13 protein-coding genes and 1 pseudogene are annotated in these 13,151 nt (G+C 59.8%); 9 read left to right on the top strand and 5 right to left on the bottom strand.

Features of this window, described 5'->3' with window-relative positions; translation table 11 throughout:
- The first annotated feature begins 168 nt into the window (after nt 1–168).
- Nucleotides 169–1,386, top strand: coding sequence for a zinc metallochaperone GTPase ZigA (gene zigA, locus AC4LE2_RS10105; RefSeq protein ID WP_491825627.1), 1,218 nt, complete (start codon nt 169–171; stop codon nt 1,384–1,386).
- A gap of 126 nt (nt 1,387–1,512) precedes the next feature.
- On the opposite strand, the gene xopAK is transcribed toward zigA, so the two are convergent.
- The 4 genes from xopAK to AC4LE2_RS10085 all read right to left on the bottom strand — a co-directional run bounded on the left by xopAK (nt 1,513) and on the right by AC4LE2_RS10085 (nt 5,224).
- Nucleotides 1,513–2,682, bottom strand: a complete 1,170-nt coding sequence (xopAK, locus tag AC4LE2_RS10100; protein ID WP_491825626.1) for a XopAK family type III secretion system effector — start codon at nt 2,680–2,682, stop codon at nt 1,513–1,515.
- A 254-nt stretch (nt 2,683–2,936) separates the two neighbouring features.
- Nucleotides 2,937–3,614: a GNAT family N-acetyltransferase gene (locus AC4LE2_RS10095; protein WP_491825625.1), complete on the bottom strand. Its 678-nt coding sequence runs from the start codon at nt 3,612–3,614 to the stop codon at nt 2,937–2,939.
- A gap of 39 nt (nt 3,615–3,653) precedes the next feature.
- A complete protein-coding gene (locus AC4LE2_RS10090) occupies nt 3,654–4,637 on the bottom strand; it encodes an endonuclease (RefSeq protein ID WP_491825624.1) in 984 nt (327 codons plus the stop codon).
- A gap of 59 nt (nt 4,638–4,696) precedes the next feature.
- Nucleotides 4,697–5,224: a P-loop nucleotide/nucleoside kinase family protein gene (locus AC4LE2_RS10085; RefSeq protein WP_491825623.1), complete on the bottom strand. Its 528-nt coding sequence runs from the start codon at nt 5,222–5,224 to the stop codon at nt 4,697–4,699.
- Nucleotides 5,225–5,361: 137 nt separating this feature from the next.
- Between AC4LE2_RS10085 and AC4LE2_RS10080 the strand changes: the two genes are divergently transcribed.
- Entirely contained in the window at nt 5,362–6,546 is a 1,185-nt protein-coding gene (locus tag AC4LE2_RS10080) for an MFS transporter (protein WP_491825622.1), read from the top strand.
- 27 nt (nt 6,547–6,573) lie between these two features.
- Here AC4LE2_RS10080 and AC4LE2_RS10075 read toward each other — a convergent pair whose 3' ends face one another.
- Entirely contained in the window at nt 6,574–7,038 is a 465-nt protein-coding gene (locus tag AC4LE2_RS10075) for a CGNR zinc finger domain-containing protein (RefSeq protein WP_491825621.1), read from the bottom strand.
- 52 nt (nt 7,039–7,090) lie between these two features.
- Here AC4LE2_RS10075 and AC4LE2_RS10070 point away from each other — a divergent pair.
- The 7 genes and pseudogenes from AC4LE2_RS10070 to AC4LE2_RS10040 form a co-directional block, all read left to right on the top strand.
- Nucleotides 7,091–7,417, top strand: a pseudogene (locus tag AC4LE2_RS10070) (alpha/beta fold hydrolase); the annotation flags it as partial.
- Nucleotides 7,418–7,447: 30 nt separating this feature from the next.
- Nucleotides 7,448–8,173, top strand: coding sequence for a haloacid dehalogenase type II (locus tag AC4LE2_RS10065; protein WP_491825620.1), 726 nt, complete (start codon nt 7,448–7,450; stop codon nt 8,171–8,173).
- A gap of 93 nt (nt 8,174–8,266) precedes the next feature.
- Complete coding sequence (locus tag AC4LE2_RS10060) at nt 8,267–9,445, top strand: DUF2252 domain-containing protein (protein WP_491825619.1); 1,179 nt, start codon at nt 8,267–8,269, stop codon at nt 9,443–9,445.
- Between the two features lie 88 nt (nt 9,446–9,533).
- On the top strand, nt 9,534–10,664 hold the full coding sequence (locus AC4LE2_RS10055) for a metallophosphoesterase (RefSeq protein WP_491825618.1): 1,131 nt from the start codon (nt 9,534–9,536) through the stop codon (nt 10,662–10,664).
- A 94-nt stretch (nt 10,665–10,758) separates the two neighbouring features.
- Nucleotides 10,759–11,475, top strand: a complete 717-nt coding sequence (locus tag AC4LE2_RS10050; protein WP_491825617.1) for a 2OG-Fe(II) oxygenase — start codon at nt 10,759–10,761, stop codon at nt 11,473–11,475.
- Nucleotides 11,476–11,593: 118 nt separating this feature from the next.
- Nucleotides 11,594–12,691: a bifunctional DNA-binding transcriptional regulator/O6-methylguanine-DNA methyltransferase Ada gene (gene ada / locus AC4LE2_RS10045; protein WP_491825616.1), complete on the top strand. Its 1,098-nt coding sequence runs from the start codon at nt 11,594–11,596 to the stop codon at nt 12,689–12,691.
- A complete protein-coding gene (locus AC4LE2_RS10040; protein ID WP_491825615.1) occupies nt 12,658–12,999 on the top strand; it encodes an Ada metal-binding domain-containing protein in 342 nt (113 codons plus the stop codon). The genes ada and AC4LE2_RS10040 overlap by 34 nt, the downstream gene beginning before the upstream one ends.
- The last annotated feature ends 152 nt before the right edge of the window (nt 13,000–13,151 follow it).

Genomic DNA, 13,151 nt, shown 5'->3' with positions numbered 1-13,151 from the left:
GTGGGTGTGCGCCGATGACCGGTATCTGCCCTCAACCCCCGGTGACCTTAAAGGCCGCAACTTAGGCACGGACTGTAAGTGAGACAAGCCGCGCGAGAAAAGGCTGTCGTTATTATTTGTTATAATATAACATTTGAGCTTATCGCTTTTCCGCCTGCTGGAGCCTCCATGAACAGCCTTGCTATTACGCCCACAGAGGGCCTTACACGCCTGCCCGTCACCGTGCTCTCGGGGTTTCTCGGTGCAGGGAAAACCACACTCCTCAACCACATTCTGACTAACCGTGAGGGGCGGCGGGTGGCGGTGATTGTCAACGACATGTCCGAGGTCAACATCGATGCAGCTCTGGTGCGTGGTGGCGGAGCGGCGTTGTCGCGCACGGACGAAACACTCGTGGAAATGAGCAATGGCTGCATTTGTTGCACGCTGCGCGAGGACCTGCTGATCGAGGTCGCGCGGCTGGCTAAAGAACATCGTTTCGATCAGCTGGTGATCGAATCCACGGGCATTTCAGAACCTCTGCCGGTGGCAGAAACCTTCACCTTCACCGACGAGGAGGGCGTTTCGCTGTCGGCTTTCGCCCGCCTGGACACGCTAGTAACGGTGGTCGATGCCTTTAACTTTCTGCGTGACTACAGCAGCGAAGACAGTATTGCCCAACGCGGCGAATCACTGGGGGAAGAGGACACCCGCAGCGTGGTGGACCTGCTGATCGAGCAGGTGGAATTCTGCGACGTGATCCTGGTGAACAAGCTGGACCTGATAAGCCCTGAGCAGCAACACCAACTGTGCACCCTGCTAACCCGGCTGAACCCCCGGGCCCGGATCGAGTTGGCCGAATTTGGCCAAGTGGCCTTATCGAAAGTACTGAACACCGGCCTGTTCGACTTCGACCAGGCTGCCAGCGCACCGGGTTGGCTACAGGAACTGCGCGGCGAGCACCTACCTGAAGCCGAAGCCTACGGCATTGCCAGCTTCGTGTACCGGGCTCGCCGGCCGTTCCACCCGGTACGCTTCTATACCGCGGTGAATGAAGGCTGGCCGGGCGTGGTACGCTCGAAGGGCTTCATATGGATCGCCAATCATCCCGCCGAGGCATACGGCTGGTCCCAGGCAGGCGCGATCTGCCGCCGCGAGCCAGCCGGCCTTTGGTGGGTGGCGGTGCCCCGCGAGCAATGGCCTGAGGACCTTGCCGAGGTGGCGGCTATCGAGGCGCTGTGGCAGGCCAATGTGGGCGACGCCCGCCAGGAATTAGTGCTAATCGGCATGGGCATGCAGCCCGATTCGCTAACCGCCATGCTTGACCACTGCCTGCTGACCGACGCAGAAATGGCCATGGGGCCCAGCGTCTGGGAACGCTGGCAAGACCCGGTATTACCCGAGTGATAGCCTGTTCTGTAGCAGGGTCAGTTCCGGCTGTGAGCGAAATCTGGCGGCACCTCTAACCCCTTGTTTCGCCGTTCTGCAACCAAGGGCACAGTTCGATGCAGGTGTAACAAGAGCTTCTATCTCTCAGCGGTAGAGTGTGTCGCGACCGTACAGAACCCGGTTAGGCATCAGCAGAACATTGACACTGTTGTCCTCGCCGGTATGCGCGTCCTCTTCGCCTTCGGACACATGCAAGCGCACGCCTTCGATTGAATAACTGCCTTTCAATGCCAAAAAGCTTTGCTCGTCGGCATAGCTGCCAGCCTCTTCCTCTTTGGGCATGATCCTGCCACCTACCAGACAGTACCTGATGCGCACAGCACCTTTGTCACGCATCGCCCGGTCGAGCGTAGCCATCGTTTCCTCTGGTAAACCGATCCCACTGTGGTGGGACACACCCAGCACCGGAAGCCCTTCTTTATCCATGCCTCTTGCACAGACCGCAATGCAGGGCCCCAGGCCGCTGGTACCAATGCCTTGACAGCCGTCTTTCGAATTGATGACATCGAACTCGTCCATGTCGACATCCCTCACGTTTTTGGCCGACACGTTGCTGCCTTCAGGCACACATTCAATCGGCCCACCTCTAAACAACTCGGCGTGCAGCCGCCCAAGCTCCCTGAAGGGCGCGCGGTCCTGATCATTGACCGGGCGGTGGCTTAAGTTGGCGAAGGCAACCTGGAAATTTATCGTTTCCGCCTTCAACTGCTGATCAATGATTTGCAATTGTTGGCCAATGCCCTCACGCGACACCCCTGGCTGATTGAGCTGCGCGCCCCATTGAGATTGGAGCCGCAAAAGCCGCTGAATTTTTTGCTGCACACCCGCCGTGGCGGAGAAGCGCTGGCGGTACAGCTCAGACTTTTCTTCCAATTGTTGTTTCAGCGGATGGTCGTGGCGTAGCGACTGCGCTGCTACCTGGTGGGCACCCATTTGCTGATGCAGATACCACATCAATGCATCAGGTGCCGCGCCCTTTGCAGGATGTTGTACGTTGACAGCGGTACTGTTCACAGGCCGCCGCCATACCATGTTTTCACCAAACGTCACGGCAGCCAGGTGCAGGTCACTGCTGCCCGGTACTGAATGAAAGTTCAACAGCACCGGGGCGCGGGTTCCGTCGGCTCTCGTCAAGGCAATATGGTAGTCAGCGCGGCTGGCGGATGCTTGTTGTGTCTGTAGGCGGCCCTCGCTTATTTCCTTATGAATACACGCACCCAGTTGAGGGTCATGGCTATTGACGAGCCAATTCATCGAAGAAGTATCGGCAACCTGTCCATTCAGCAACGGCGTTGAACCCTCGATGTTGGGCCGCAAGGGTGTTGTTTGAGCGTTAGTCGCATAAGAGGGGGTGCCGCGTGCAACGCCATCCATATCGGGCCTTTCAGTCAGTGCAGTTAGCTTGCTGAGTCGTCATGCGGGATGGGCGGTTCCATTTTTCCAACGTTGTTGATGAGACGCTTGATGCGGAGCGTTAAGCGATAAAACGGAGCGTGCGTATCAGCAAACTAGGGGCGTGATGTGAGCAGCCGTTGCGCCTGGCGCTCCAATTGGTCGAGGCGATAGTCGCGCTGCTTCTCGGCCTCTACCATGGCCTTGCGCCCGTGCTGGTTGAGCAAGTAGGTATGGATCTGCTGCACTTCCAGAGTCTGATAGATCCGCGCTGTGTCCAGGCGGGTGCTTTGCACCGGGGTGCGCACCTGCCGAGTGCTCATCACGACCTGAGGGCCAACTGCCCCCACCAAATGCCAGCCCTGTGCCTGAAACCAACCCGCCACGCTGATCGCGCACGCCACCTCGGTATGGGGATAACGCGCGCCCACTTCAGCCAGGAGCGCTTGGCCGATGCCATGACGTCGATGGCGGGGCAGCACCGCGAGGTACAGCACTTCGCTCGCGCCAGTGGCGCCTGGGGCGGGGAGTAGAAGGGCGAAGCCCAACACCGTGCTGGCCTCTTGCTTATCCAGCGCCAGTACGCACTCGACCGTCAGGTGCTCATCGCTGCCCATAGCCTGAAGGTACTGGTGTACTTCAAGGCCCAGGCCATATTGGTACAGCGGGTACAACCGATTGCTCGGCGCCAGCGCGACGCTGCTCAGCACGGTGAGGTGGTCCATGGCCAGCCGTTGTACCTGGCTGGCCATGGCTTCAGAGGGTGGGGTAACGAGGTAGCTTAGGGTGAACATGGGCGCTCGCGTATTAAAAGGGCCGGCATGATACCAGCACTACCGACCGCAATTACCGGCTTTGCGGTAGCCTGCCGCCAGCGCGTCGCGTTCGGAGTGGAAGGTGATACGGTTTTTGTTGGCCACCTTGGCGTAGCTCGGGCAGCCAACAGGCAGGTGATACACGTGGCTATTAAGGTTGCCAATGATCGCCCCAGTGGAGGCGTCGCTGGGCTGCGCGTTGGCGTTAGTGCTGGCTGTAGCCGGGGCAGGAGTGGAGGCCGGGGAGGGAATCGGGCTGACCACACCGTCACCTACGGGAATATAACCCTTTACCCACGTGCGCTCACCGGTCACGAAGGGGTTGGGGTGGCCCATGATGGCGGCAATCCGCGTGTTGCGTTCGCGCTCCCAAGGCGTGACCGGGAACTGTGCGCTCCACCCCATGAGCAGCTGCTCTTGCTGGCGGGAGAGGTTGAGCTTGTAGCGGTCGAACATGTAAAAGGTGGTACGTGCAACCAGGCCTTTTACCTCGTCACGGGGCTCGGCCACCCGTTGGTGGAAGTCTACTTTGGTCTTGCACTGACCATATTGCGGCGCCACCCCAACGGCCACACCGTAGTTAAGGTTGCTACGGTCGCCGTTCACTTCACCTACGGAGGGGTAGAGGTTGAACAGGTCTGCTTCCATGGCCTGGAACACCGGGTCATCGCTTTCACAGTAGTCACGCCCACCCCGTTGCCAGCACTGCCGCTGCTGACCAAACGTCCAGGCCGGCACAATATGCTCCCACTCGGTACGCTGCGCGCGGTTCGCCTGCGTGCGCGTCTTCAGGCCACAGGACTGCGCATCGATCCGCCCGCCCGATTTACCGACCCACGTCCACTGGCAGCCACAATACAACTCACCCAGGGTGCTGTTGCCCTGATCGTAATACACGGCTTGTTTAGCAATCACCTTGGCCTCCGCAAAGGTTGCAGGAGGCTCGGCAAAGGCCGAAAAAGACACGAAAGAGACGAAGGCAGCGAGCAGGTAGGTTTTCATGAATAATGCAGTAACAAAATGATGAAGGGGTGCATTATGCCGGTATTGAGAAGCGGGCGTCAGGCCTCACTAATGTCGGCGCCCATCACGCGCAATCGGTCGCTAATCATCGCTACGGCATGGGCAGGTGATACCAGGGCGGTATCGAGCGTCCATGGCGCTTCAGCCCACGGCTCATAGTCATGGTTGAGCACAGCGCTCCATGAGGGGGGCAAGAGGCCAGGGATATCAGTCGCCCGACACTCGACCCTGCGCTGATGTTCACGCCTATCCGAGCAGATGATCTGGATATCAAGTAAGCGTGTGCCCGCCCGCAGCGCCACGTCTGCCCAGGCGTTCCGGCTTTCAGCTACCGGGTTGACGCAATCTACAATCACCGTGGCGCCCAACTGCAGGTTACCGAGCGCCAGCCCGTTGGCAACGAAATAACCACTGCGCCCTACGTCGTGTAGCCCAAATGCGCCCGAGTCCCGAATCGCTTGCTCGATGGTGTCGAGGCGCACGTACACTGCACGTGTCCGCGTGGCGAGTTCACGGGCCAGGGTAGTTTTGCCCGTACCGGGCAAGCCGCTGAACACAATAAGCATGGCGTGACCTTTGTTAAGCGAGAGGCGGTATGGGCGTGGCATCTGACCATGAAACCCAGCAGCAATACACCCCATTGGTTTGACTATCCCTGCCTATATCCCTAGGGTGGCCAGCCGTTTTCATACTTGAGACCACGATGACCAACCGCTCTACACTGCCACCCACCGTCTATCTCCTAGGGTTGACCATCTTCACCCTGGTGACGGCGGAGTTCATGGTGGCCGGCATCATGCCCGCCCTGGCGCAAGCCTTCGGCGTGAGCCTTGCCCAGGTGGGCAACCTGATTGCCTTTTATGCGCTGGGCATGGCCTTGGGTGGGCCGCCCGTTACCATGCTGTTGATTGCCCGTGGCATCAGTACCAAGCGAGCGTTGATCGGCCTATTAGGTGTGTACGTGGTGGCAGGGGCACTGGCGGCGGCAGCGCCCAGTTATGACGTACTGCTCGTCGCGCGAGTGGCGATGGGCATCGCCAGTGCCGCCTGTATCGGCTTGTGCATGACTATCTGCGCAGGGCTCGTGGCGCCGGAGGCGCGGGGCAAAGCCGTCTCGGTGGTGCTGGCCGGCCTGATGTTGTCCCCGGTGGCCGGTGTTCCCATGACCACCTGGATCGAGCACAGCTTCGGCTGGCGGCCCAGCGCCTGGTCGGTGGTGGTGCTGTCGCTGGTCTGCACCCTGATGGTTGCCATTAAACTGCCCCATGGTCACGCAGAGCAGCAACCCGGGTTACAGGGGCAACTGAACGCATTGAAAAACCGCAGCCTCTGGGCCGCCTACCTCACCAGTGGCCTGATTATCGGGTCAACCTTTGCAGCATTTAGCTACATCACACCGATCCTGTTGGAAGAAGTTGGCATTTTGCCAAGTTACATCGCCCCGTTGCTGGCCTTGTATGGCGTGGCCAACCTGGTGGGCAATACCGTGATAGGCCGCATCGCTGACCGCCATACGCTACCAGCGCTGGGCTGGGGCCTGGGCTTGCTGGTGCTGGCGCTGGTGGGCTTTGCACTGGCGGGCCAGCACCGTTGGCTGAACCTGCTGTGCTTCATCAGTGTCGGGCTCACCGGCGTTGCACTCAACCCCGCCATGGTGGCGAGGGTGATGAAGGCCGCCGAACCGGGTGCGCTGGTTAACACGCTGCACACCTCGGTGATTACCGCAGGCCTGGCGCTGGGTAGTTGGGCCGGCGGTGAGGCTGTAGACGCCGGGTATGGCCTGCGTGCGCCCTTGTGGGTAGGTGCAGGCATGGCGCTGGTTGGGCTGATCAGCGTGTTACGCCCCTGGTTGGCACCCACGCCGGCGCCACGGGTGTGTGAGGGCTGACGGTAGTTGCAGGGCATCAGGTAGCGTCTAAAGCTGATCGGCCTTTTTTCTGGATCGGAACGCCGCCACCTTCATGCGGTTTCCACAGGTAGCCATACTGCACCAGCGCCTGCGATGCGACTTGGTCAGGTCGTTGAACCAGAGCACGCAGTCATGAGCTTCGCATTGGCGCACATACTGCACCTGCTCGCACGTGAGCAGGTCGACCAGTGACTGCGCCACGGGCTGCAAGAGGCTGGCCGCACTGTAGTTACGCCGCCCCGTTTTCACATAAAACGCTTTTGTCTGCGTGTCCCACGCCAGGGCGCTGATCGGCCCGGCCTCCAGAATGTGGTTCACCACGGCAAGGTCTGGGGGCGGTGCGTTATCGACGCGCGTACCTACTGCGGCCCTGGCGCAGGCACGCAGCTGGCGAGCCAGCGCAATCAAGCCAGGTGGGCTTATGTGCTCAGCATCCGCGGCCAAAACACCTGCTGTGTTAAGCCAATTCACGACGCTATCGTCATCGACCAGGCCATCTTGGTGCTGCTCACCGGTTCCGTTGGTGGCACCCGAGGCCTACACGCTGGAAGGGCTTCACGTAAGCCGCCCCGGCAATGCGGACATCCAGCTTGACCTGGTGTTGGACTATGCCTCTAATGTGGAAATGTACCCTGCACTCCAGGGCTATTTTCGGGCCTTTCAGCCGCCGTTGTTGGCGGTCTGGGGGAAAAACGATCCGTTCTTCCTGCCGGCAGGCGCCGAGGCCTGGGCGCGAGATATACCGGCTGCGGACATTCGTTTCTACGACACTGGCCACTTTGCTCTGGAAACCCATGGCAATGTGATCATCCCGGCTATTGGCGCATTTCTCGACACTCACCTGCCATAGCCCCCATCGGCGTAAGGGTGCAGGCTCCGTATGAAGTCAGGCTTTGAGCAGGTAGGCTTTCTTGGATTTGATGTGTTTGGCACCCTGGTGGATTGGCGAACCAGTGTGGCCAAAATCGCCGAGCCGTTCTTGCGTCAGTACCGCCTCGACATTGATCCATTCACGTTCGCAGACGAATGGCGCTCGCTGTACCAGCCCTCCATGGCGCCCATACGGGAGGGCCGGCGGCCGTTCGTGACGCTGGATGTATTGAACCGAGAAAGCCTTGAGACCTTACTGGTGAGCCGAGGTATAGACACCGCCTGTATTCCCGGCGAGGCGTTGGACGCACTCAACACAGCCTGGCAGCGGCTGGCCCCCTGGCCAGACACCGTGGAAGGGCTGACCCGGCTCAAAACCCGCTTTGCGCTCGGGCCACTGTCCAATGGTCATATCGCAGGGATGATGCACCTCGCCCGCCATGCCAGCTTGCCGTGGGACATGATCGGCGGCGCCGAGCTTAGCCAGAGCTACAAGCCCCAACCGCAGACCTACTTGCGTACCATCGCAGCCGTGGGCCTTACGCCCGAGCGCACGGCCTTGGTCGCGGCGCACAACCAAGACCTCAAGGCCGCACGCGGCCTGGGCATGCGCACGGTGTTCATACGCAGGCCTACCGAGCACGGCCCTGGGCAGGTCACGGACGTGGAGCCCGAGCAGGACTGGGATGTGGTGGCCGATTCCTTGACCGAGGCCGTGCAGGTGCTGGGGTGTTGAGTAGGACTTATCAACGCCTCCTGTTTCTGAAATGTCTTGAAACATTCACACAGCGAAGCGGGTCCATGTGATACCTCTTTTTCAGGTTTCTCTATGAAAACCCCTCGCCCTAGCGCTCGCCTGCAATCACTTACTCAACTGCGCAACCTCAAGATGGCAAGGTCTGCCCATGCCTACGTTAGGGGTAATACCGCACAGTTTTATGAGTGGCTCAACAGCCAGACGGGCCGTCGCCTACCAAGCGGCCCGCCGGTATGGATTTGCGGTGACTGCCACGCGGGTAACCTGGGGCCTACTGGGGACTCGAAAGGGCGGATCGATATCCATATCCGCGACCTCGACCAGACCGTGGTTGGCAACCCTGCCCACGACTTGGTCAGGCTAGGGTTGTCCTTGGCCACCGCAGCGCGCGGGTCTGACTTACCCGGCGTGACCACGCCGCGGATGCTCGAAGAAATGATGCAAGGCTACGAACAGGCGTTCGAGCATGGCGGCGATGAAGAGCCGGCGCGCCCGACACAGGTAAAAGCCGGGATGCGCAGTGCGGTTCAGCGCACCTGGAAGCACCTGGCCGAAGAGCGCATGGGCGACATGCGGCCGACCATTCCACTGGGCAAGCACTTCTGGGGGCTGTCCAAGGCTGAGCGCGAGGGAATCAAAGCGCTGTGCCTCACACCGGAGATTCACACCTTGGTCACCTCGCTCAAAGGCCGCTCGCCCAGCGACCGGGTGGAGTTACTGGACTCAGCCTACTGGGTAAAGGGTTGCAGCTCCCTGGGCTTGTTGCGTTACGCGGTACTGGTCGGCGTGGGCGACGACGATGAACAGGAGTACTGCCTGCTGGATATCAAAGAGGCCGTTGCGGCTGCGGCACCCCGCACCGCCAGGGCAGGCATGCCGCGTGACAACGGCAGGCGGGTAGTGGAGGGCGCCCGGCACCTGTCGCCAGGCCTTGGCGGGCGCATGATTGCTACCCGCATGCACGGTCACGCGTTTTTCGTTCGTGAATTGTTGCCCCAAGACATGAAGCTTGAGCTCGATCAGCTTACCCAGCCCGAAGCCATTCAGGCAGCAGGCTACCTGGCCAAAGTGGTGGGAATGGCCCATGCGCGGCAGATGGACGTGGAGACCCGTGCGGCGTGGATTCGCGACCTTCAGACCAATCGTTCGCGCACCTTGGACGCGCCTTCCTGGCTGTGGTCCAGTGTGGTGCAATTGGTCGGGAGCCATGAGCAAGGGTATCTGGAACATTGTCGGCGTTATGCGTTGTAGTGAATGGCGGCTAAAGGCTGCTCCTCGGTAGGGCCATGGCGTATGCCCACATGGCCCTGACATACCCTTGCATTTAAAGGAGCAAGCGATGTTCCACGTAATGTTTAGCCTGCCGTGCCTCTACGTCGTCCTGTGTTACATAGGGCCTATGCCGTGGCCGTTGTCCGCCAAACTGGTGGCGGCCGTAGCCCTGTTGCTCGGTTCGCAATATCACCTGTATGCACGGCTTTCCTCAGGCAGCGTGTCGTCACCGGAGCTTCCACGGCCGCTGTTGATTTTTCTCAATTGGGCCTTCGGTGCCATTCTGCTGCTCGCGGTACTGCAGATTGCGGTAGATGCAGGGACCTTATTGACCATACTGGTGCGCCAGCAACTGCTGACCGTCCCCACCGGCCTACGCTATGGCATTGGCGTGGCTGCCATGCTGCTGGCTGCCGTGGGGGTGCAGCAGGCGATACGCGTGCCGCCAGTGAAAAACATCGATATCAGGATCAACCACCTGCCCGCGCAATTCGAGGGTTACCAGATCGTGCAGCTCACCGACCTGCACATCAGCCGGCTGTTTGACAGGGCGTGGACCGAGTCGGTGGTGACGCGCGCCAATGCACTGGGTGTTGACATGATCGTGGTCACAGGCGATCTGATTGACGGCTCGATCCTCCATCGGGCGTCGGCAGTAGAGCCATTACGCGCTTTACAGGCCCCTGATGGGGTGTACGTGATTCCCGGCAATCATGAGTATTTCTTTGACGGGGCCGCCTGGATGCGCCATTTCGAGGGCCTGGGCATGGTGCCGTTGGAAAACGCGCACCGGTTGGTGAACCGGGGGGGCGCTACCTTGGCCGTGGCGGGGGTGACTGACCTCTCCGCGCCGCGCACCGGCTTGGCGCCACCTGACCTTGAGCAGGCCCTCAGCGGCGTACCTGAGGGGGCCCCGGTCGTTCTGCTCGACCACCAGCCGAGAGACGCTCGGCTCACCGCTAAACGCGGCGTTGCGCTGCAACTCTCTGGCCACACCCATGGCGGCATGATCCTGGGCCTGGACCGGGTGGTGGCGTCAGCCAACGCAGGCTTCGTGTCTGGCCTCTACCACGTTAACGGCATGCAGCTCTACGTCAACAACGGTACCGCGCTCTGGCCCGGTTTTGCGATCAGGTTGGGGCGCCCCTCAGAGTTGACGTGCATCACCTTGCGCCGAGCCGCCGGCCTGGATGGTTAGTCGTCGGATGATCTCAAATGTATTAGCAATAAACGGGAGGAATTCGTTCCTAGGGCAGGATACGGTGGCTTGACCTACAGCCCTAGGCACACCGATGAACGATCTCGCGTTGGATTCAAAGCTTGACGCCGAGCACTGGAGCGAACACTTCGCTGAATTGGACGCCAAAGGATTCACCCTGCTGAAAGGCTTGCTGCCCCTGCAAGCTTGCCTCGCCCTGAGGGAGGGGTACGGAGAGCAGGGGGCATTCCGTGCCTGCATCGACATGAACCGTCACGGATTCGGGGCAGGGGAGTACAAGTACTTTGCCTATCCGTTGCCCGCCCTCATCGCAAGGCTAAGGTCCCATTTCTACGCCCAACTCGCCCCCTTGGCCAACACCTGGAACGAACGGCTTGGCGTCGACACACGCTACCCTGAGCGTCACGACACGTTTTTAAGCCACTGCCACCAGGCTAACCAGATGCGGCCGACGCCCTTGCTGCTGCGTTATGGCCCGGGAGACTATAACTGCCTGCATAGAGACCTATATGGCGAGGTGTGTTTCCCACTGCAGATGGCGGTATTGCTCAGTGCGCCCGCTGCTGAGTTCACCGGGGGAGAGTTCATACTCACCGAGCAACGGCCGCGTATGCAGTCCAGAGCGCACGTGGTGCCATTGAGCCAAGGCGATGCAGTGCTCTTTGCGGTCAATCGAAGGCCCGTAAAAAGCGCGCGAGGGTTCTATGGCGTGAACACGCGTCACGGGGTGAGCCAGGTATTGTCAGGAGACCGGTACACACTAGGGGTCATATTTCACGACGCCCAGTGATCGATGTAGCGCGGTTGGATAATCGAATCGCGAGCGTTTATGGATATGAAAGCAAGACTTGGAGTTTCAAGCCGCGAGCACAGCGATAAGCTTGCGAAAACGACAAAGGGACGGTGCCATGAATAGCGTCAAACCCCAGGCCAGCGACAGCGGCCCCAAAGCTGAAGACGACCCCCGCTGGCAGGTATTGGTAGGGCGCCTCGCAGACGCTGACCTCAACTTTGTGTATGGCGTACTCACCACCGGCGTGTATTGCACGCCGTTTAGCCCCACTAAGCTGCCAAGGCCTGAAAACGTCGTGTTCTTCGAGACCGCACAAGAAGCAGAAAGGGCGGGCTTTCGGCCCTCCAAGCGCCATAACAGCACGCCAGCGGTGGTTGCCCAAAAGCACGCGGCCACGGTGGCCGAAGCCTGTAGGCTTATCGATACGTCCGACGCGGTACCCTGCCTTACCGACCTGGCCGCTAAAGTAGGGCTGAGCAGCTTCCACTTTCACCGCATTTTCAAAAAGCTCACAGGGCTGACGCCTAAAGCCTACAGCGTTGCCTCGTTACGGACGCGCGTAACAGATCAACTGGCACTCAGTGGCACCATCACCGATGCGCTCTATGAAGCCGGATACAACTCCAACAGCCGCTTTTATGAAGCCTCGCACAAAATGCTCGGGATGAAACCTGCTCAATACCGGGCAGGCGGCGCCAACGTGGACATCAAGTTTGCCTTGGGGGAAAGTTCGCTGGGGTCGATCCTGGTCGCCACCAGCGCTCGGGGTATCTGCGCGATTTCGCTGGGTGATGACCCTCACGTATTGGTCGAGCACTTCCAGGACCGGTTTCCCAACGGCAACCTGATTGGCGGAGATGCCGAGTTCGAGCGACTGGTGGCTACGGTAGTAGGGTTTGTAGAGTGCCCGGCTATTGGGCTATCACTGCCCCTAGATATACGAGGTACAGTTTTCCAAGAGCGCGTCTGGCAGGCGCTCAGGGACATCCCCGTTGGGGCGACGGCCACCTATACCGAAATCGCGGCCCGCATCGGCATGCCGAGTGCTACCCGAGCAGTCGCCAATGCGTGCGGGGCGAATAAGCTGGCTGTCGCGATCCCGTGTCACCGCGTGGTCCGCAGTGACGGGTCGTTGTCCGGTTATCGCTGGGGGGTTGAGCGCAAGCGCAAATTGCTCCAGTGCGAAAAAGAACTGATCGAAGCAGCCCCTTGAGAGAGGCGAAGCAGTGGACATTGCTGAAGGCGACAGGCGAGTTCGTACTCAGTGAGGCGCCTGGCCAGTTTGGCGGGCATAGCAAAAGCAAGATTTTTGGTCGCCTGGACTGCCCGGCTGCATTGCTTGCCCTGAAAAAAGGGGGCTACACACAGTATCGAGTGTTCTTCTTGGATATGCAGGCAGCGCGTGCCGCAGGCTATCGCCCATGTAGCAGGTGCCTGCCCGCGTACTACAGACAATGGATTTTATCAGCATCAAAATCAAACGCATTACAGACAAATAAAACCTGTAAGCCCGCGCCGTAGAGCATAGAGCGCCTTAGAAATATCGCCAATTAAAATTTAACTTTTTAAAATATCAGAGCAAGAAACAGGGTTTTCTTAATCGCTATTAAGCAATAGTTTAATCCACCGCCCGCTGTTGCACTCGCTGCCCAGGTAGTGAATACGTGCGGGGC

The sequence above is a fragment of the Pseudomonas sp. 9.3L genome (genome assembly GCF_058536285.1).
Note: the sequence above shows the minus strand (reverse complement) of the source record. Positions and strands in the feature narration are given on the sequence as shown.

Coding starts and splice junctions, on each gene's coding strand:
- AC4LE2_RS10050 (WP_491825617.1), top strand. CDS start 10,759: ATGAACGATCTCGCGTTGGATTCAAAGCTTGACGCCGAGCACTGGAGC.
- AC4LE2_RS10080 (WP_491825622.1), top strand. CDS start 5,362: ATGACCAACCGCTCTACACTGCCACCCACCGTCTATCTCCTAGGGTTG.
- zigA (WP_491825627.1), top strand. CDS start 169: ATGAACAGCCTTGCTATTACGCCCACAGAGGGCCTTACACGCCTGCCC.
- xopAK (WP_491825626.1), bottom strand. CDS start 2,682: ATGAATTGGCTCGTCAATAGCCATGACCCTCAACTGGGTGCGTGTATT.
- AC4LE2_RS10065 (WP_491825620.1), top strand. CDS start 7,448: ATGAAGTCAGGCTTTGAGCAGGTAGGCTTTCTTGGATTTGATGTGTTT.
- AC4LE2_RS10060 (WP_491825619.1), top strand. CDS start 8,267: ATGAAAACCCCTCGCCCTAGCGCTCGCCTGCAATCACTTACTCAACTG.
- AC4LE2_RS10090 (WP_491825624.1), bottom strand. CDS start 4,637: ATGAAAACCTACCTGCTCGCTGCCTTCGTCTCTTTCGTGTCTTTTTCG.
- AC4LE2_RS10095 (WP_491825625.1), bottom strand. CDS start 3,614: ATGTTCACCCTAAGCTACCTCGTTACCCCACCCTCTGAAGCCATGGCC.
- AC4LE2_RS10055 (WP_491825618.1), top strand. CDS start 9,534: ATGTTCCACGTAATGTTTAGCCTGCCGTGCCTCTACGTCGTCCTGTGT.
- ada (WP_491825616.1), top strand. CDS start 11,594: ATGAATAGCGTCAAACCCCAGGCCAGCGACAGCGGCCCCAAAGCTGAA.
- AC4LE2_RS10085 (WP_491825623.1), bottom strand. CDS start 5,224: ATGCTTATTGTGTTCAGCGGCTTGCCCGGTACGGGCAAAACTACCCTG.